An 18,544-nucleotide genomic window follows, 5' to 3' on the forward strand; every position below is an offset into this window, starting at 1 on the left:
CGGATAGTCGTTAGTTTGTCACCACTGTGGCTGTAATGAAAGTGGCTTTTCATTGAGTGCGGCCATTTGTTCTTTAAAGCCAAGCACTTGCCCTTCCCAATATTTAGGGTCATTGAACCAAGGAAAAGCCAAGGGGAAGGCAGGGTCATTCCAGCGCTTCGCAAGCCAAGCCATGTAATACACCATACGTAGACCGCGCAGAGGCTCAATTAGTTTCAGCTGGCTAGAAGGAAAGTCATTAAACTCTTGGTAGCCTTCAAGAATAATGTCTAACTGCATCATTTTATCTTGTCTGTCGCCACTTAATAACATCCATAAATCTTGTACGGCTGGACCATTTCTAGCGTCATCTAAATCGACAAACATCGGGCCATCGCGCCACAGAATATTACCTGGGTGGCAATCGCCGTGTAAGCGAATGATGCTGCTCGGCTCCCAATGCGTTTCAATTTGAGCAATGAGCATATCGAGGTCATTGAAGAAAGCGTTCTCGAGATGCATAGGGATAAAATTAGACGATTGCAGCAGCTTTCTCGGTTGATAGAGGTACTCTTCCAAACCAATGGTTGGGCGGTGCTCAAAAGGCTGTGCCGCCCCTACTTTGTGCATTCGACCCAGAAAGCGACCCACCCACTCTAGTTGCTCTAAGTTGTCGACTTCAAATTGTAAGCCTCCCTCGCTAATGAAGAGGGTAAAAAAGTAGCCTTCATATTGATGAATGGTTGTGCCATTTAGAACAAGAGGTGCTGAAATAGGCACATCATGCGCGACCAGTTCATGGGCGAAGTCGTGCTCTTCTTGAATCTGAGCAAGTGACCAACGCTGTGGACGATAAAACTTGACGACATACCGCTTTTTGTCTTCATCGGTAAACTGATAGACCCGGTTTTCGTAGCTGTTAAGTGGAAGAAGTCCGGATTCGGCTCTTATACCAATACTCTCTAGTGCATACCACATAAAGTCTGGTGTTAGAGCGTCAAAATTGAACGCTTGGTCTGTCATTATCCAACTAAAAAGGCTCATTACTGAGCCTTTTCCTATTATTGATGGTGAAGGGGTACTCGGCTAGAGTTTCTTAAGAAACCGGCTTTCCACTTCGATAGAAAAGTCATTATTGTCACTCAGTATAAACTGAATTGTGGCAACGGGTGAACTGAGTTGTTCTGGGTCAACGCCAAGGCTCATTGGCAGGTTTAACACTTCGCCAGGTTCAACCGTAATCATTTGTTTTCCATACCAAATAACGGACTCTAAGCCAGAAACAGAAAGAGTGTATTGTTGTTCTTGCTGTGTTTTGTTAATGATTTTTAGGGTGTAGGTATTTTCAACGAGACCATCACTGTTAGTCCGGGATAGCTGGCTGCGATCTCTTAACACGCTTAATCCGGCAGGGTCCACTGCGGATATTTGCACAAAGAATAGAGCAATCATCACAAGAAGAATGGCACCGTAACCTAGCAGTTTTGGTCGCATGACTTTCGTATGTTTACCCGATAGACGATGCTCTGTGGTGTAGTTAATCAAACCTTTTTCGTACCCCATGCGATCCATCGTTTTATCACAGGCGTCAATACAGGCACCACAGTTAATACATTCGTATTGCAGTCCGTCACGGATATCAATGCCGGTTGGACACACCTGAACGCACAAGTCGCAGTCAATGCAGTCGCCTAATCCGAGTGCTTTGTGGTCGGCTTTTCTAGGGCGTGGACCACGCTGTTCCCCGCGCTTAGGGTTGTAGCCGACAATAAACGTATCTTTATCAAACATCGCGGATTGGAAGCGTGCATAGGGGCACATGTGAATACACATGATAGAGCGCATCCAGCCAGCATTGCCATAGGTACAACCAGCAAAAAACAATACCCAAAAGGCGGGCCAAAAACTGGCGTTGAAACTAAAGAAATCGACCACTAAATCACTAATAGGAACGAAATACCCAGTGAAGGTAAAGCCAGTGGCGAGTGCGATAGCTAACCAGGCTATATGTTTTAGGGCTTTTCTTGCTGCGAGGTTTGTAGTGAGTTTATTTGAATCTTGTTTTCGTCTTTTGTTGGCGCTGCCTTCCAGTTTTTCTTCAAACCAGATGTACATAAAGGTCCAAACGGTTTGGGGACATAAGTACCCACACCATACGCGCCCTAAAAAGGTGGTAATAAAGAACAGTCCGAAGGCGGCGACCATAAACAACAGTGCAAGTAATGTTAAGTCTTGCGGATAAAGGGTGGTGCCAAAAAAGTTAAACTGCTGGTTGCCAATATCGAGGAGAATGGCTTGCCTTTCACCATATGGGATCCAAGGAACAATAGCGAATAGAACGAGTAGAAACCAACCGCCGTAGCGTCTTAGTTTTTGAAATGTCCCTTTACTTTCACGTACATAAATACGATTGCTAGGGTTAAAGCGATCTCCATTGCCTTTGTGTGTTTTAGGATTGAACGTTTTTGGCGTCACGTCCTTTATGTCAATCTTATCCTGACTCATGTGAAGCGGTCCTTCTTAGGCTGACGGCATGTTTTGACATGCTCTATTTTTCCGACATTGCGAGGTAACCTTTACCCATGAGCAGCGCTAAGAGCTAGCAATCATTGATAAAGTATAAGTTTCTACGTAAATAGAAAACGCGCCGATTATAACCTCGATAACAAACTCTTTTCTTTAAGGCTATCAACCTTTAACAAGAAATATGAAATCAATGGATATAAAAACGCTCCTACTAAGTGAGGAGCGTTTTGACAAAAGGTGAGTATGACTACTTGATAATACCGCGAGCTTTCAATAATGCGGTTTTAAAATCATCTTCTTGGTCTTTGGCAAGGCCAGGGATCATGTCGTCCTTTTGGCTATTACGCATCTTGAGATGATAAATGAGTACATCGTCAGTCAGTTCAGCAAGTTCGCCGTTATAGCCCGCTTCATTGGCGAGTTTAGCGATGAACTCCATTAGGTTGAGATCTGGCTCTTTTTGCCATTCCGGCTGCATAAGTTCGATGAGCTCGTTGAGGCGATGACACTTCATAAATTTCTCCACAATTCTTATAGTGATTTTTGCATCAAAATATCAAAGTTCATGACAATAACCAATATGAGAAAGCGCTAGGCATAAAAAAAGCGCAGGGTGTCTGCGCTTTTTTATTATGCTGCTTTAACGACTTTTGTTGGAGTCGGTGCCAAAAGAGCACTTTTTTCAACAAGCGTCATAGAAGGAGCGGCCTGTTTTGCGACAAAAGCAGGGGCAAAACCACTGCGACGACGCGACGCACCACGATTTGAGTGCGAAAACCTGACAGGAGTAGGGCGCATTGCTATACCTAACAGTCAGGCAATTCCATTGCCAATCTAATGGCCTGATTATTTATGAGTCATTGAAATACAATGGCTCTTTTTTGGCGGATGCCAGTCCTAATAAATAATCAGGAATAACGATATGCATGCATATCACGTATAGAATATCACCAAGTGTTATTTGGTTCGATAGCCTAGATAAAATTAATTGCTGCTTTTTTGCACATGTGGTTTTTTTTGCTATGTATATTTGTTTTATCGTATCAATTGCGATAAAACGGTGAGTAGTGAATGGAGGTGCGTATGTCTTTTTTTAAGAAAACCTTAGCAAGCTTTGGGATTGGTGCGGCGCGAGTGGACTCTGTATTGCACCAGGAGTTCCTTTATCCTGGCGAGAACGTCAAAGTGACGGTTCATGTTTATGGCGGCAAAACCGCCCAAACGGTCGATAATATTAATATGCGTTTATGCTGCCGTTATATTGATGAAGTCGCTCGTAGTCATCATGATAATCAGAATCAGCCAGGCAGTCCTAAGAAGCGTGTAGCGAAAACCTATGAATTGGAAACGTGGACGTTACCTTACGCGTTTACGATTGAGCCCGGTGAAACGCGAGATTTTGAAGTAGAATTGGCGGTTCCTTGGAATACTCCCGTCACGTTGGGTGATTCTAAAGTGTGGCTCGAGACAGGGCTTGATATCGCACTAGCCGCCGATCCCACAGATAAAGATTTACTTACCGTGAGACCCGATCCTTTGCTTGATGGAATTTTTTCTACGTTAGAGCATGAAGGGTTGCGAATTCGACAAGTTGAATGCGAAGCGGCAAAAGGGTTTGCGATGCCGTTTGTGCAAGAGTTTGAATTTGTGCCGACCACCGGGCCTTACCATGGTCGTTGGAGAGAGCTAGAAATCGTAGCTTACCGGGATGAAAGCGAACTTAAATTGTGGTTTGAAATTGATAGAAATAGAGATGGCATTGGCGGAATGCTTTCTAGCTTGATTGGGTTGGGGCAGTTAAAGCGTGAACTAACCCTACCAAGCTCAATGACCGCAGAAGAAGCGGGTAAGAAAGTGCTCGATTATCTCGATCAAACCTCTTAGAAAAGGAATGCTCAATCATTCAGCTTACATTTGTAAGCTGAATGTGTCATGCTGCAAACAAGTCCTATCTTGAGTATGTACCATGTCATCAGCTTCATTGTATAGTTTGCACGAAGAGCGCGCGAATAGTGTTACCCACGCACTTGGTGTCGCTTTGTCTGCCGTTGGCTTAGTGTTACTTGTATTGAAATCGATTCAAGCTAATGCCGATGCGCTCACATTCATTAGTATGAGTGTTTATGGCTGCAGCATGGTGACATTATTTCTGGCTTCGACACTCTACCATTCTATTGATGACCCCCACGCAAAACGTCGCCTGAAAACTTTTGACCATTGTGCTATCTACCTGTTGATCGCAGGGAGTTATACACCGTTTATGCTGGTGTGTTTGCGAACACCTCTTGCGGTGTCAGTTATGGTCATTGTTTGGTTGTTGGCAGTAGTGGGTGTTGTCATGAAGCTTTTTTATGCCCACCGTATTAAGCGTTTTTTCATTGCTGACTTATTTAACCATGGGTTGGCTATCGCTTATTCCGTTGTATCAGTTATCTCAAAGCTTAAGATCCGTCAGGTGTTATGTTGTTGGCGCTGGGCGGGGTGACGTATACCTTGGGTGCGGTATTTTATGCGTGTGAGCGCATTCCATTCAATCATGCTATTTGGCATGTGTTTGTTTTGGCAGGCGCGGCTTGTCACTTTTTCGCTATTTATTGGTATGTACAGCCTCGTTAAGTCATGAGGTTTCCCATGTTAACGACGCCAAAACGCAGGGAAAAAGAGCACAAGTAGTGTCAGAATTTCGAGGCGCCCCATTAACATGCCAAGGCTTAATAACCATTTAGCGGCATCGGGCAGTGATGAGAAATTGCTAGGTAGGGCCGATGATGGTCCCCATTCCTGGCCCGACGTTAGCCACGGCCGTAATTGCCCCTGAAATGCTGGTGACTGGGTCAAGTCCCATCGCGCTCAGTGATGCCGCAAGCACTATAATAGTAACAAAGAACATCAATACAAACGCGACAACAGAGCGAACAATATCATCATTGACGGGGCGATGGTTGTAGCGTTGTACGAAGACACCTGATGGATGGATAAGCTTCATCATCTGTTTGTTTAAGAGCGTAATGGCAATCTGAATACGGAATATTTTGATGCCACCAGACGTAGAACCAGAGCAAGCGCCTACCATCATTATAAATACAAAAATAACGCTGGGTAAGGCTCCCCACGCGGTAAAGTCTTCTAAACCAAAGCCAGTGGTTGTCACGACAGAGACGATGTTAAACATCGCGACTCGAAACGCATCACTCAATGCGTAATCGTTTTTGATAATGAGCCACAGTGCAACGATGGTGCTGGATACTAAGAACAAATAGGTGAAACCGCGAACTTGCGCGTCATTGATGATGACACGAAGATTACGTTTAGTGAGCGCAGAGACAAAGAGTAGGAAAGGCAACCCACCCAAAAACATAAAAATGGTGCCTACCCAATGGGCACCATTGGAGAAGTGGTTCATCGAACCATCGGAGGTGGAATAGCCTCCTGTAGACAGTGTTGTAAAGGCATGATTAATGCCATCAAACAATGACATTCCAGTTGCTAGGTATCCAAGCAGACACAGCGCGGTCAATACCAAATAGACTAAGACAATATTCTTTGCGACGGTTTTTGCTCTTGGGCTGCTTTTATCTGACCAATCGGACGATTCGGTTTGGAATAAGCGCATTCCCCCGACATTAAGCATCGGCAATACCGCTACCGCCATAACAATAAAGCCAATACCACCAAGCCATTGCAAAATAGAACGCCATAGCAAAATACTTGGTGCCATATTGTCGAGCCCGCTGAGAACGGTTGAGCCTGTCGTAGTAATGCCTGACATGGTTTCAAAGTACGCATCGGTAAAGCTGATATGGTTGATGAACACAAAAGGTAGTGCGGCAAATGCGCTGGTAATCATCCAGACGAGGCTGGTAATCAGGAACATATCACGCACACTTAGGTGAAAATTCTTGGTGCGACCTATTGATAGGCATAAAAATGCCACAAGATGGGTAATTGCTACCGCTAAGCCAAAATCAAGAAAACCATCGGTACCCGTGAAAAAGGCGACTAATGTCGGGACGTACATAAATAGGGCCAGTTTTGAAAGAACTAACCCAATAACGAACGCGACTGGACGAGCATTGACCATAAATGTGCCTTATAAGAAGAATGCACTTGGTTGGAATAGTGCTTCTACATCGGGAACATACTTTTTGTCCACAAGGAACATGACCACGTGGTCATCTTGCTCAATGACGGTACGATCGTGAGCAATCAGCACTTCTTCGCCACGGACAATAGCGCCAATGGTGGTGCCTGGTGGTAACTTGATCTCACCAATGGCTTTGCCTACCACTTTGGATGTGGTTTCATCACCACGAGCGACGGCTTCAATGGCTTCAGCAGCGCCGCGTCTTAATGACGATACATTAACGATGTCAGCACGTCTTACATGGGTTAGCAGCGCGGAAATAGTGGCTTGCTGGGGTGATATTGCTACGTCAATGGTGCCACCTTGAACGAGATCAACGTACGCGCCTCGTTGAATGAGCACCATCACTTTTTTAGCGCCCATCTTTTTCGCTAACATTGCAGACATGATGTTAGTTTCATCTTCATTGGTTAGCGCAATAAAGACGTCTACTTGGTCGATATTTTCTTCGGCAAGTAATTCTTGATCCGCCGCGTCACCGCAGAACACGATGGTGTTTTCGAGTTGCTCAGAAAGCTTCTCAGCTCGTTGATAGCTGCGTTCGATGAGCTTAACGCTGTAGTTTTGTTCTAGGCGTTTCGACAGGCTTGAACCGATGTTACCCCCACCAACAATCATGATGCGACGATAAGGTTTTTCGAGGCGTTGAAGCTCACTCATGACCGAACGAATATGGTTACTGGCCGCAACAAAAAACACCTCGTCATCAGCTTCAATAATGGTGGTGCCTTGGGGGCGAATAGGGCGACCTTGTCGAAAGATGGCAGCGACTCGCGTGTCGATGTGCGGCATGTGTTCACGCAATGTTGATAGGGCATTGCCTACCAGTGGACCGCCATAATAGGCCTTCACCGCTACTAGGCTGACCTTCTCATCGGCAAAACTGACCACTTGCAGCGCACCGGGATATTGAATTAAGCGCTCGATATAACTGGTGACCAGTTCCTCTGGCGCAATTAAGTGATCAACGGGTACAGCCCCTGAATTAAACAGTGTTTCTTTTTCAATGAGGTATTCACGTGAGCGAATACGAGCAACACGGTTTGGGGTGTTAAAGAGCGAGAACGCCACCTGACAGGCTGCCATATTGGTTTCGTCCATATTAGTGACGGCAACCAACATATCGGCGTCTTGGGCGCCAGCCTCACGCAATACGTCAGGGTGGCTGGCATAGCCGTTGACCACCCGTAAATCATACTTATCTTGTAGTTCACGCAGACGGTCACTGTTTTTATCTACAATGGTAATATCATTGTTTTCACCCACGAGGTTTTCTGCGAGTGTGCCACCGACTTGCCCTGCACCAAGAATGATGATTTTCATAACGTTTCGCTCTTTTGATTATGTCGACTCAACGAGTCGCTAGAATAACTATCAATACCTTAGCATTCTATGCTTTTTTTAATACTGCGTAATAGAAGCCATCCATATCTTCTTCTCCAGGCAAAATCTGACGTCCTGGGTGGTTGATATCTGAATCTACTAGCTGGGCATTGCTGGTTCGCGCCAAGAATGCTTTCACTTGTTCTACGTTTTCTTGCGGTGTAATTGAGCATGTTGCGTACACCATGGTGCCGCCAGTTTTGAGCTGTTGCCACATTGCATCAAATATTTCACGTTGCAGCTCAGCAAGAGCCGCAATGTCTTCAGCTCGACGCAGCCATTTGATATCAGGGTGGCGACGAATAACGCCCGTTGCAGAGCAAGGCGCATCCAACAAGATGCGGTCGAATTGTTCACCTTGCCACCACTCTTGCGGTGTTCTTGCATCACCACAAACGACGGTCGCTTGAAGTTGTAAACGCTGCAGGTTGTCGTGAACGCGCTTTAGGCGAGTTTCATCACAATCAATGGCAACGACTTTGCTGCCTGTTGTGCGCTCAAGAATATGAGCCGTTTTGCCACCTGGCGCGGCGCAGCAATCTAGAATTAACTCACCATCTTGAGGCTGGAGATAATTAAGAGAGAGTTGCGCTGCGGCATCTTGTACCGATACCCAGCCTTTATCAAAGCCTGGCAAGTTGTTGACGTCGCAAGGTGCGGCCAATTTTAGAGCATCTTGCGCTTCTGAGTGTGCTGTGCAATCAATGCCTTCATTTTTGAGCAGTTCTAAGTATTCATCTCTTGTGTGATGCTGGTGATTAACACGTAACCACATCGGTGCTTTGGTGTTGTTCGCTTCTAGAATATCCGCCCACTGCTCTGGGTAACTATTTTGGAGCAGTTTTAGCAGCCAGCCTGGGTGACCATATTTGCCGACATTGTGACTCATGGATATTTCATCGAGCTGTTCTTGATTACGTTGATAATTTCGCAATACCGCATTGATGAGTCCACGCAATTTCGGGCCTTTTAGCGTTTTCGTTGCTTCAACCGTTTCACCTACTGCGGCGTGTGCTGGGATGCGCATATTGCCAATTTGGTAAATGCCAACAAGGATCAGGTGATGAAAAACACGCTGTTTGCCTTTAAGCGGTTTTTCCATGAGTTCAGAAGCAATGGATTCCAAGCGAGGTAGGATTCGCAGGGCGCCAAAACAAATTTCTTGCAGTAAAGCTTGGTCACGTGGTTTGACCTGCTGTTGACGCTACAGGAAGCGCATTGGATAGGGATTGACCTTTATCAACCACTTGAAACAGGATGTTGGCCGCAACAGCGCGAACGTTCATGTTAGTTACCTAAAATTGTGTTGTTATTAAAACAAACTAGGGCCTGCACTGGTCAGTACTGGCCCTAAAGATTGTATGTAGGGAGTATCGTTAACCTAGGATACTGCCGACTTCAAACCAGCTGGCTTTGGAGTTTAGTACATCACTGACTAAGCATGGCTTTCTTTCCTGGGATCTGGATCTGCTCCAGAACTAAGGTGCCCTTTCCAGTAGCAATGTAAATTCCTGTTTTATCAGCCTTAAGGATAGTGCCTACTGCCATTTCTGTCGTACTTGCCTCTACACGAGATTGCCAAACTTTGATGTTGTTCTCTTCCACCGAGAAGAAACTCATTGGCCACGGGTTAAAGGCTCGCACGCAGCGCTCGATAAACTCCGCGTCTAGCGACCAGTCAATCTTCGCTTCGTCTTTGCTCAACTTACTGGCGTAATTGGCTTGCTCGTCGTCTTGCTTTACTGGTTTTGTATTGCCAGCAGCAATGTCACCTAAGCAGTCAACTAAAGCCTGCGGACCTAGCTCGGCGAGCTTGTCATACATAGTGGCACTAGTGTCGGTGGCTTCGATAGGAAGTGTCGCGATTTTTAGCATGTCACCAGTATCAAGACCGATATCCATCTGCATGATAGTCACGCCTGTTTCTGCATCGCCCGCCCAAATAGAGCGCTGGATTGGCGCTGCGCCACGCCAGCGAGGCAAAATAGAACCGTGAACATTGATGCAACCCAATTTAGGGGTATCAAGGACTGCTTGTGGGAGCAATAAACCATACGCAACGACGATCATAAGATCGGCGTTCAAATCTTTCAGCGTTTGTTTGGCTTCATCTGATTTAAAATTCACTGGCTGGTAGACAGGAATATCATGCTCAATCGCCATCGTTTTTACTGGGCTAGCGGTTAGCTTTTTGCCGCGCCCCAGCTGGTCGATCTGGTTGGGTGTAAACGGCAATAATGTCGTGCTCCGAAGACAATAACGCCGCCAAGTGACGGGCGGCGAAGTCTGGAGTACACGGCAAACACAATGCGTAATGATTGGCTCACAGAAACCTCACTTAAGTTATTATTGTTTCGCGTTGAAGCGCTGAATCTTTTCTAATTTATCTTTGATACGCTTACGCTTTAGAGGGGAAAGATAATCGACAAAAAGTTTGCCCTCTAAATGGTCCAATTCGTGCTGAACACAAATGGCGAGTAAGTCATCGGCTTCAAAGGAGAACGCTTCACCATCGCGGTTAAGCGCAGTGACGCTGACTTCTGCTGCGCGAGCAACGAGTGCGCGTGCGCCAGGCACGGACAAGCAACCCTCTTCAATACCGTCTTCACCGCGTTTTTCGGTGATTTCTGGATTGATAAGGACCATCGGTTCATCGCGTGTGTCGGAAATATCGATCACAACAATACGCTGGTGGAAGTCTACTTGCGTTGCCGCAAGACCAATTCCTTCTTCGTCGTACATGGTTTCAATCATGTCATCAACGACTTTTTGAATCTCCGGAGTGACTTCAGTGACAGGCTTTGCGACTGTTCTTAGGCGCTCATCCGGGAAAGTTAATACTTGTAATACAGACATATACACTCAAAATATTGAACTGTGCCGAATAGGCACGGACTTCGTTGGTTCAATTCTAGACATTTTCGCACCTAAATGACAGCATCCCATGAAACAAAGCAAGGGAATGCTGACGATGAAACAACAAATATTGAGATCGAAGTGGCATTTTATTCTGCTCACACTCTCTGTATTTCTTTGCTTTCCTGTGGATTCCGATGAATTAAAGATCAAACCTAATGTCCCTAGGTCTTATGTGGTTGTGGCAGGAGATACGTTGTGGGACATCTCTACATTATATCTGCAGTCACCATGGCGATGGCCTGAACTTTGGGGGCAAAACCAGCACATCGATAACCCACACCTCATCTACCCTGGCGATCGACTCTCGCTCATCTGGATTGATGGCAAGCCTCGTCTGACAAAGAAGGCCTTTGAAAAGTTATCACCTCGTATTCGTATTAACCAAAAAGTTGCCATTTCGGGCGCGGAGCGCGCTACGGTGACTCGTTATCTAGAAAAAGAAGGGCTTGTCGAATCCTCTCGATTAGAGACATTCCCGGTTGTTGCTGGGTCAAGTCGTGGCCTGGACTATGTGACGGATCGTGATGAGCTCTACATTCAATATGAAGGGGCAGAGCGTGAGTGGGGGATTTATCGGGTTGGCAAAGCGTATATATCGAGCGATGAGAAGGCTGAAATGACGGAAATTCGCCTATTGGCGGAAGCCCATACCGTTGATCAGAAAGAGGGAATGACGACGTTAATGATAACCAGCCTTAAAAGAGAGCTTAAAAAAGGTGATCTCGTTATTCCGTTTAGCGTCCATCAGGATATGTCTCTAGCCGCCAGTTTTTATCCTCAACCTGGACCTGATATTACGTCTAAGCCAGTTCAGCTTCTAGGTTCGCTAAATTCGTTGAACTATGCCGTGCAAGGACAGACAGTGGTGCTAAATGTGGGTGTATTGGATAGCGTGAAGCAGGGAAGTACTTACCTTATCAAGCGGCGTTCGGAAGGTTTTCGCTTTTCATCAGGGGAGAAAGGACTCACCAAAGCCACCAAGGTATCCACATTCCCTAAAGTTGAAATTGGGCAATTGATGGTGATTCGTCCGTATGCGCATTTTAGTATCGCCGTGATCACGACATCGACAGAACCAGTATCAATGATGGCAATCATTGAAGCGCCAGAACGGTAATGACACTGATGGTTGAGCGTAAATCGTTAGAAGACGAACTAGCCGCATGGCTGACGTTGGCCTTGTGTCCGGGTATTGGTTCGGTGACGTTTCATAAGTTATGCGCGATTGCGGCACCCTCAACGCTGATTGATTTTGATGAACTTCAGCTACGTGCCATTGGTCTAAAAGAAAAACAAATTCGTTTTATTCGCCATGATGCCACGAACGTCGTGCAAGCTTGCTTAGAATGGCAGAATCGCCCATACCACCATATATTGTTGTCGATAAACCCTCATTACCCTGCTTTACTTAAAGAAACAAAGGGGTATCCACCGATACTGTTCGTTATTGGTCATCCACAAGTATTGAGTGCTCCGCAAATTGCGATGGTTGGCAGCCGCAATGCCACAATAGAAGGGCTAGAGACAGCATCGAGTTATGCGCATACTTTTTCTGAACAAGGGTTTGTTGTCACGAGTGGCTTGGCGCTGGGTGTGGATGGACACGCTCATCAGGGGGCGTTGAATGCTTGGTGGTAAAACGGTGGCGGTATTGGGCTCTGGTTTAGAACATATTTATCCCCATCGACATAAAGGGCTTGCGAGCCGAATTCAGGAGCAGGGTGCACTAATTAGCGAACACCCTCCTTACAGCAAACCGAGACCGGAGTTTTTCCCACGTCGAAATCGTATTATTAGTGGCTTGGCGGCTGGTGTTGTTGTGGTTGAGGCAACAGAAAAAAGTGGCTCGTTAATTACAGCGCGATATGCTGCTGAGCAAGGCCGAGATGTGTTCGCTATTCCGGGCTCAATCCGACACCCTTTTCATAACGGGTGCCACTCATTGATAAAAAACGGTGCTTGTCTCGTACAATCACCAAAGGATGTGTTGGATGAAATAGAATCGCTGACAAATTGGTCTAAAGATCATCAACCGAGTTTTTTTGACTCACCACCTGAGAGGCAAGTGTCTGATAAAGAAGCATTGCCATATCCAGAACTGTTGGCTAACGTAGGAATAGAGCCGACACCTGTTGATATTTTGGCTCAAAAGACCCATATTCCTGTGCATGAGGTCATGCAACAGCTCCTTGAGCTTGAATTACTTGGCCATATTGTTGCCGTTACCGAGTGGTTATATTCTTAGTGGGAGAGGCAAGCTATGATGATGGACATACTGATGTACCTGTTTGAAACCTATATCCATAGCGATGCGGAACTACAGGTAGACCAAGACGAACTGGAAGATGAATTGCTTCGAGCAGGCTTTCAGCAAAAAGATATTTACAAAGCACTGCAATGGTTAGAAGACTTAGCGGAACTGCAAGATACCGATAAGCACTCTGCTATCTCGATGAGTGCATCCACCTCAACTCGTATTTACACCGCCAAAGAAATGTCTCGTATTGACGTTAAGAGCCGAGGCTTTTTGATGTTTTTAGAGCAAGTGGGTGTCTTGACGACAGAAACTCGTGAGATGGTGATAGATCGAGTGATGGGACTGGAAACAAGTGAATTTGAATTGGATGATCTAAAGTGGATTATCTTAATGGTATTGTTCAATGTTCCCGGTAATGAAAATGAATATACGCTTATGGAAGAGCTGATCTACACTACGGAACAAGGCATGGTTCATTAGAAATCCGGCCCCTAACGTTTATAGAAGAGAGTTTCATGAGCGGTAAAATTGATCATCAACTGTTTTCGGCTCATGAACATGCACTCGATAAAGAGTCATGTCCGCAATGCCAGCGCGGTACGTTACAGCTAAAGAATGGTAAGCACGGCCCTTTTCTAGGTTGCAGTGATTACCCTAGCTGTGAATTTATTAAGCCACTGCATCAAAATGATGGCCATATCATTAAATCATTAGGGGTGTCATGCCCGGACTGTGGTTGTGAGCTATTGCTTCGCCAAGGTCGTTACGGAATGTTTATTGGTTGTAGCGGGTACCCTGAATGTCACTTTATTCAATCGCCCAACAAACCAGAAGATAATGAACAGAATCGTGTTGCTGATGTTTCTTGTCCCGAGTGCCGGAAAGGGCACTTAATTGAGAGAAAATCACGATTTGGTAAAGCTTTTTACGCTTGCGATGCCTATCCTAAATGCAAGTTTGCGGTAAACCACCCGCCTGTGGTTGGCAACTGTGATGGTTGTGGTTATCCGTTATTGACGGAAAAGAAACGAGCGTCTGGAGCGGTACTTGAATGTGCTTCTCGCTCATGTCATAAAATTCAAAATGAAAACGGCTCTTAATGAGCCGTTTTTTATTGGAGTGAGATAATCACTGACCGGAGAGTATGCTTGGGCGCCTACAAAGCGTGCGCCGCAGGCTTTAGTGCCGGAAAGGCTGCAGGGTCTAGAACATCAGCGAGCTTAATGAGCGTCGCTTTCAGTTCTGTGTTGTCAGAGGCTGATACATTAATATGCCCCATCTTACGCCCAGCTCGTTTTTCTTTGCCATACCAATGTACATGACAGCCTGGTAACTGATGCACCGCTTCTGGGACGCAATCTTCGCCTAAGATGTTGACCATTGACGTTGTGCGGGTGAGCTGTGTTGAACCAAGTGGCATGTTACATACTGCACGTAAATGGTTTTCAAATTGGCAAGTATCGGCGCCTTGTTGTGTCCAGTGTCCAGAATTGTGCACGCGCGGGGCAATTTCATTGACGAGTAGAGCACCATTGACGTCAAAGAACTCTAATGCCAGCACGCCGACATAATCGAGAGACTCTGCAACGGCGGTGAACATTTTGGCTGCTTGTTGCTGTAGCTCAGTTTCATCAATCGCGGTTGATAGCGTTAATACGCCGTCGGTATGCACGTTTTCCGCCAAAGGATAAATCGCAATATCACCTTGTTGATTACGAGCGCCAATCAGTGAGACCTCACGCTGAAAAGGGACAAATTCTTCCGCGACAATCGCTTGGTTCTCTGACTGCTCGATACACGCTAGCATTTCCGCCCAAATTGATTCGACGTTATCGAGGGATTTAAGCCGCCATTGACCTTTACCGTCGTAGCCACCAAGCGCACTTTTTAGCACCATCGGCAAGCCGACATGAGAAATGGCCGTATCGAAATCTTGTCGTGAGCGGATAATGGTGTACTTGGCATTTTTTACACCTGCTTGATCAAGCAGGGCTTTTTCAATGCGTCGATCACCACTAAGCTTTGATCGCCTGCGTCGAAGGGAGAAACTTGCCACTTTTTTCACAGATGTCTAAAACTGCAAGCGGGATGTGCTCAAACTCAGCCGTAATCACGTCAGCAAGGTCGATAGCTTGCTGTAAACCGTTACCCAGCACTTCAAGTGTTAAGGGGTGGACGATGTCTTCGCTGTTTACGTCAAACGCCGATATCTTGATATTGAGAGGTGCGCCAGCCAGAGCCATCATTCGTGCTAACTGACCAGCTCCTAAAACCAATACGTGCTTCATGATCAATCCTCTGATGGATCAGGGTTTGCGAGTACAGTATCCGTTTGTGTTTGGCGGAATGCTTCGACCTTTTCCATCACCGCATGCGGTTGGTGAATGCCGATGATTTGGGCCGCTAGGATGCCCGCATTAGCAGCACCAGCTTCACCAATGGCTAAAGTACCGACTGCAATGCCTTTTGGCATTTGAACGATAGAGAGCAGTGAGTCCATTCCTTTTAGTGCACGACTTTGCACTGGCACACCTAATACAGGAATGCTCGTGAATGCTGCAGCCATACCTGGAAGGTGTGCCGCACCGCCAGCTCCTGCGATGATAACGGAAATACCGCGCTCTTTGGCAGAAGTCGCGTAGTCTGCTAGTAGTTGTGGTGTGCGGTGAGCGGAAACAACTTTCGTTTCATATTCCACACCAAATTGGTCTAGCATATCAGCAGCCAGTTGCATTGTTGGCCAGTCTGATTTTGAACCCATAATAATACCGACTTTCATCCGAAGCTCCTTCAAAGCATGTTCAAATGGACTAAATTGCGCGCATTATACGAGTATTTTTTTCATAGGAAAACGTTTGCGTGAGTTAAAGTTGGGTTTTTTTCTGGATTCTAGACTGGCTTTTGAGCATAGTGCGGTGAATTGTAAAAAAAATGTTTAGATTTAAGGGAAGGAAGGCGCAGTGAATAACGTTCTCGCTATTGTCGATACGCTCAAGTCGGGTGAGGTGATTGCTTATCCAACAGAAGGTGTGTTTGGTGTCGGTTGTGATCCGGACAACATAGAAGCGATTAAAAAGCTATTGGCGGTAAAAGAAAGACCTGTAGAGAAAGGTCTGATTTTAATTGCGAGTAGCTATGAACAGCTGCGTCCCTATATTGACGAGACTCAACTCAGCAAGACGCAACTTGAACGTGTGTTCTCTACTTGGCCAGGCCCTTATACTTGGGTGATGCCAGCCAGTAGAAAGGTATCTCCTTGGTTGAGTGGTCAGTTTGATACGATTGCAGTAAGGGTGACCGACCATGCTCTTGTTCAAGCGTTATGCCAAGAATTTGGTAAGCCAGTGACATCGACGAGCGCTAACTTAGCCGGCATGCCTTCATGTATGACGGTAAATGAAGTGAAGGTTCAACTTGGAGAGCGACTAGCGGGTATTCTTAATGGTGAAGTGGGTGGGCGTGAAAACCCGAGCGAAATTCGTGACGCAAGAACTGGGAAAATGATTAGGCAAGGGTAGAGAGGTCGATAGACAATGTCAGGTGTAGATAAACATCAAGTGAAAGCATTCTTGTTGCAATTACAAGATGCCATTTGTGAACAACTAACCAGCGTAGACGGTGTAGCGCAATTTGTTGAAGATGAATGGCAAAGAGAACTTGGCGGCGGCGGGCGAAGTCGCGTGCTTAAAGATGGCGGGGTGTTTGAACAAGGTGGCGTAAACTTTTCCCATGTCTTTGGAGATAAAATGCCAGCGTCTGCTACCGCTCACCGCCCAGAATTGGCGGGACGCAATTTCGAAGCCATGGGAGTCTCTTTAGTGTTGCACCCCAAAAATCCTTATGTGCCCACATCGCACGCCAATGTGCGCTTTTTTGTGGCAGAAAAAGAGGGTGAAGCACCCATCTGGTGGTTTGGTGGTGGCTTTGATTTAACACCGTTTTACCCTTTTGAGGAAGACGGTCAGCATTGGCATCAGGTAGCTAAGGATTTATGTGCGCCATTTGGCGATGACGTCTATGCCGAACACAAAAAGTGGTGTGATGACTACTTCTTCTTACCGCACCGAAATGAAACCCGCGGTATTGGGGGCTTGTTCTTTGATGATCTAAATCAGTGGGGCTTTGATAAGTCGTTTCAGTATATGCAGGCGGTTGGTAATGGTTACCTCGATGCGTACTTGCCGATAGTGAATAAACGTAAGAGTTTAGAGTTTGGCTCACGTGAACGTGACTTTCAACTCTATCGCCGTGGTCGATATGTCGAGTTCAACCTCGTTTATGACCGTGGAACTCTGTTCGGTTTGCAAAGTGGCGGACGGACAGAGTCGATACTAATGTCAATGCCACCATTAGCGCGCTGGGAATATAGTTATCAGCCTGAAGAAAATACACCAGAAGCGACGCTGTACTCGGACTATTTGAAGCCAAGAGACTGGTAACTTGGCGAAAGCATGCTGAAGTGATAGTGTCTTTAATATCACTTTAGTATGCAGCAGGCAGGGACATGAGCAAGCCAGATCAGTATGTTGTTTTCGGAAATCCTATCACTCAAAGTAAATCGCCTTTTATTCATACCTTGTTTGCTAAGCAAACTGCGCAAAATATGGAGTATGGCCGTCAGCAGCCGGATAACACAGAGTTTATATCTGCAGTTGAAGTGTTTTTTAATGAGGGTGGTAAAGGGTGCAACATCACCGCCCCCTTTAAAGAAGAAGCTTATCAATTTGCAAGCCGCCTAACAGAAAGAGCGCAATTGGCTGGAGCGGTTAACACGTTAAAGAAAGTCGATGATGGTGAGATCATTGGAGACAATACTGATGGTGAAGGATTAGTTCAGGACTTATTACAGCATCAAGTGATGCTCGAGGGCGCATCAATTCTTGTCATAGGGGCTGGTGGAGCCGCTCGTGGTGTGCTGAAACCGCTTTTAGATCAAAAACCGTCCTCAATCACCTTGACCAACCGCACTTTTGGAAAAGCAGAAGACTTAGTGGGTATTTTTTCCAGCTTTGGGGCTATCAATGCCATCGAAATGTCGAGTGTTTCGAAAAGCTATGATGTTGTTATCAACTCTACATCTGCAAGTCTGTACAACGAACGTCCAAGTATAAGTCACGCAATTTTTGGTCCGCAGACGGTGAGTTATGATATGGCCTACGGTCAAGGACTAACGACATTCAATCAGTGGGCCAGTCAATCAGGTGCTGCGGTCACTTATGACGGACTGGGTATGTTAGTGGGGCAAGCCGCTGAAAGCTTCATGCTATGGCGTGGGCTACGCCCGGGCTCTCGACAAATCTTGCGCGAACTTCGTAGAAATCTGGAAAGTTAGTAAA

The 18,544-nt window shown here is 46.1% G+C and carries 16 protein-coding genes and 5 pseudogenes; 10 read left to right on the top strand and 11 right to left on the bottom strand.

Features of this window, described 5'->3' with window-relative positions; translation table 11 throughout:
• Positions 1-18: 18 nt before the first annotated feature.
• The 4 genes from AC0L66_RS01085 to AC0L66_RS01100 form a co-directional block, all read right to left on the bottom strand.
• The gene (locus AC0L66_RS01085; protein ID WP_473569164.1) at positions 19-1,002 is read right to left on the bottom strand and encodes a serine/threonine protein kinase; all 984 of its coding nucleotides are present in this window, start codon (positions 1,000-1,002) and stop codon (positions 19-21) included.
• 63 nt (positions 1,003-1,065) lie between these two features.
• Positions 1,066-2,484 carry a cytochrome c oxidase accessory protein CcoG gene (ccoG, locus tag AC0L66_RS01090; RefSeq protein WP_473568110.1) on the bottom strand — a complete coding sequence of 473 codons (1,419 nt, stop codon included), beginning with the start codon at positions 2,482-2,484 and terminating at the stop codon, positions 1,066-1,068.
• A 268-nt stretch (positions 2,485-2,752) separates the two neighbouring features.
• Positions 2,753-3,019 (bottom strand): YihD family protein, encoded by a 267-nt coding sequence (locus AC0L66_RS01095; RefSeq protein WP_265676768.1) that lies wholly within the window; start codon positions 3,017-3,019, stop codon positions 2,753-2,755.
• A gap of 116 nt (positions 3,020-3,135) precedes the next feature.
• A complete protein-coding gene (locus AC0L66_RS01100; protein ID WP_250619274.1) occupies positions 3,136-3,303 on the bottom strand; it encodes a hypothetical protein in 168 nt (55 codons plus the stop codon).
• Positions 3,304-3,588: 285 nt separating this feature from the next.
• Here AC0L66_RS01100 and AC0L66_RS01105 point away from each other — a divergent pair, with 285 nt between their 5' ends.
• The 3 genes from AC0L66_RS01105 to AC0L66_RS01115 all read left to right on the top strand — a co-directional run bounded on the left by AC0L66_RS01105 (position 3,589) and on the right by AC0L66_RS01115 (position 5,121).
• On the top strand, positions 3,589-4,389 hold the full coding sequence (locus AC0L66_RS01105) for a sporulation protein (RefSeq protein WP_265676767.1): 801 nt from the start codon (positions 3,589-3,591) through the stop codon (positions 4,387-4,389).
• Positions 4,390-4,471: 82 nt separating this feature from the next.
• A complete protein-coding gene (trhA, locus tag AC0L66_RS01110) occupies positions 4,472-4,990 on the top strand; it encodes a PAQR family membrane homeostasis protein TrhA (RefSeq protein WP_473568113.1) in 519 nt (172 codons plus the stop codon).
• Positions 4,966-5,121 (top strand): hemolysin III family protein, encoded by a 156-nt coding sequence (locus AC0L66_RS01115; RefSeq protein ID WP_473568115.1) that lies wholly within the window; start codon positions 4,966-4,968, stop codon positions 5,119-5,121. The genes trhA and AC0L66_RS01115 overlap by 25 nt, the downstream gene beginning before the upstream one ends.
• 18 nt (positions 5,122-5,139) lie before the next feature.
• Here the strand turns inward: AC0L66_RS01115 and AC0L66_RS01120 are convergent.
• From AC0L66_RS01120 to def, 5 genes and pseudogenes are all read right to left on the bottom strand, one after another.
• Positions 5,140-6,586: pseudogene (locus tag AC0L66_RS01120) on the bottom strand (TrkH family potassium uptake protein).
• Positions 6,587-6,595: 9 nt separating this feature from the next.
• A complete protein-coding gene (gene trkA / locus AC0L66_RS01125) occupies positions 6,596-7,972 on the bottom strand; it encodes a Trk system potassium transporter TrkA (protein WP_265676764.1) in 1,377 nt (458 codons plus the stop codon).
• A gap of 67 nt (positions 7,973-8,039) precedes the next feature.
• Positions 8,040-9,318 (bottom strand): annotated as a pseudogene (gene rsmB, locus AC0L66_RS01130) (16S rRNA (cytosine(967)-C(5))-methyltransferase RsmB).
• Positions 9,319-9,408: 90 nt separating this feature from the next.
• Positions 9,409-10,359 (bottom strand): annotated as a pseudogene (fmt, locus tag AC0L66_RS01135) (methionyl-tRNA formyltransferase).
• 19 nt (positions 10,360-10,378) lie between these two features.
• Complete coding sequence (def, locus tag AC0L66_RS01140; protein WP_265676760.1) at positions 10,379-10,888, bottom strand: peptide deformylase; 510 nt, start codon at positions 10,886-10,888, stop codon at positions 10,379-10,381.
• Positions 10,889-10,976: 88 nt separating this feature from the next.
• On the opposite strand from def, the gene AC0L66_RS01145 reads away from it, so the two are divergent.
• The 4 genes and pseudogenes from AC0L66_RS01145 (at position 10,977) to AC0L66_RS01160 (ending at position 14,308) form a co-directional block, all read left to right on the top strand.
• Entirely contained in the window at positions 10,977-12,068 is a 1,092-nt protein-coding gene (locus AC0L66_RS01145) for a LysM peptidoglycan-binding domain-containing protein (protein ID WP_473568117.1), read from the top strand.
• Between the two features lie 8 nt (positions 12,069-12,076).
• Positions 12,077-13,215: pseudogene (gene dprA, locus AC0L66_RS01150) on the top strand (DNA-processing protein DprA).
• A complete protein-coding gene (locus tag AC0L66_RS01155; RefSeq protein ID WP_279348332.1) occupies positions 13,212-13,688 on the top strand; it encodes a DUF494 family protein in 477 nt (158 codons plus the stop codon). The pseudogene dprA and the gene AC0L66_RS01155 overlap by 4 nt, the downstream one beginning before the upstream one ends.
• A gap of 35 nt (positions 13,689-13,723) precedes the next feature.
• Complete coding sequence (locus AC0L66_RS01160; RefSeq protein WP_265676758.1) at positions 13,724-14,308, top strand: topoisomerase DNA-binding C4 zinc finger domain-containing protein; 585 nt, start codon at positions 13,724-13,726, stop codon at positions 14,306-14,308.
• A 56-nt stretch (positions 14,309-14,364) separates the two neighbouring features.
• Here AC0L66_RS01160 and AC0L66_RS01165 read toward each other — a convergent pair.
• Positions 14,365-15,496: pseudogene (locus AC0L66_RS01165) on the bottom strand (5-(carboxyamino)imidazole ribonucleotide synthase).
• Between the two features lie 2 nt (positions 15,497-15,498).
• Positions 15,499-15,987 (bottom strand): 5-(carboxyamino)imidazole ribonucleotide mutase, encoded by a 489-nt coding sequence (purE, locus tag AC0L66_RS01170; protein WP_473568119.1) that lies wholly within the window; start codon positions 15,985-15,987, stop codon positions 15,499-15,501.
• A gap of 181 nt (positions 15,988-16,168) precedes the next feature.
• Between purE and tsaC the strand changes: the two genes are divergently transcribed.
• From tsaC to aroE, 3 genes are all read left to right on the top strand, one after another.
• Positions 16,169-16,726, top strand: coding sequence for an L-threonylcarbamoyladenylate synthase type 1 TsaC (tsaC, locus tag AC0L66_RS01175; RefSeq protein ID WP_473568121.1), 558 nt, complete (start codon positions 16,169-16,171; stop codon positions 16,724-16,726).
• Between the two features lie 15 nt (positions 16,727-16,741).
• Positions 16,742-17,647: an oxygen-dependent coproporphyrinogen oxidase gene (hemF, locus tag AC0L66_RS01180; protein WP_473568123.1), complete on the top strand. Its 906-nt coding sequence runs from the start codon at positions 16,742-16,744 to the stop codon at positions 17,645-17,647.
• Between the two features lie 65 nt (positions 17,648-17,712).
• Positions 17,713-18,540 carry a shikimate dehydrogenase gene (gene aroE, locus AC0L66_RS01185; protein ID WP_265677962.1) on the top strand — a complete coding sequence of 276 codons (828 nt, stop codon included), beginning with the start codon at positions 17,713-17,715 and terminating at the stop codon, positions 18,538-18,540.
• Positions 18,541-18,544 lie beyond the last annotated feature (4 nt).

The sequence above is a fragment of the Vibrio sp. GJ43-1 genome (assembly GCF_055808835.1).

Coding starts and splice junctions, on each gene's coding strand:
- AC0L66_RS01115 (WP_473568115.1), top strand. CDS start 4,966: ATGTTGTTGGCGCTGGGCGGGGTGACGTATACCTTGGGTGCGGTATTT.
- trhA (WP_473568113.1), top strand. CDS start 4,472: ATGTCATCAGCTTCATTGTATAGTTTGCACGAAGAGCGCGCGAATAGT.
- AC0L66_RS01145 (WP_473568117.1), top strand. CDS start 10,977: ATGAAACAAAGCAAGGGAATGCTGACGATGAAACAACAAATATTGAGA.
- AC0L66_RS01105 (WP_265676767.1), top strand. CDS start 3,589: ATGTCTTTTTTTAAGAAAACCTTAGCAAGCTTTGGGATTGGTGCGGCG.
- aroE (WP_265677962.1), top strand. CDS start 17,713: ATGAGCAAGCCAGATCAGTATGTTGTTTTCGGAAATCCTATCACTCAA.
- trkA (WP_265676764.1), bottom strand. CDS start 7,972: ATGAAAATCATCATTCTTGGTGCAGGGCAAGTCGGTGGCACACTCGCA.
- ccoG (WP_473568110.1), bottom strand. CDS start 2,484: ATGAGTCAGGATAAGATTGACATAAAGGACGTGACGCCAAAAACGTTC.
- AC0L66_RS01155 (WP_279348332.1), top strand. CDS start 13,212: ATGATGATGGACATACTGATGTACCTGTTTGAAACCTATATCCATAGC.
- purE (WP_473568119.1), bottom strand. CDS start 15,987: ATGAAAGTCGGTATTATTATGGGTTCAAAATCAGACTGGCCAACAATG.
- AC0L66_RS01085 (WP_473569164.1), bottom strand. CDS start 1,002: ATGACAGACCAAGCGTTCAATTTTGACGCTCTAACACCAGACTTTATG.
- def (WP_265676760.1), bottom strand. CDS start 10,888: ATGTCTGTATTACAAGTATTAACTTTCCCGGATGAGCGCCTAAGAACA.
- AC0L66_RS01095 (WP_265676768.1), bottom strand. CDS start 3,019: ATGAAGTGTCATCGCCTCAACGAGCTCATCGAACTTATGCAGCCGGAA.
- AC0L66_RS01160 (WP_265676758.1), top strand. CDS start 13,724: ATGAGCGGTAAAATTGATCATCAACTGTTTTCGGCTCATGAACATGCA.
- hemF (WP_473568123.1), top strand. CDS start 16,742: ATGTCAGGTGTAGATAAACATCAAGTGAAAGCATTCTTGTTGCAATTA.
- AC0L66_RS01100 (WP_250619274.1), bottom strand. CDS start 3,303: ATGCGCCCTACTCCTGTCAGGTTTTCGCACTCAAATCGTGGTGCGTCG.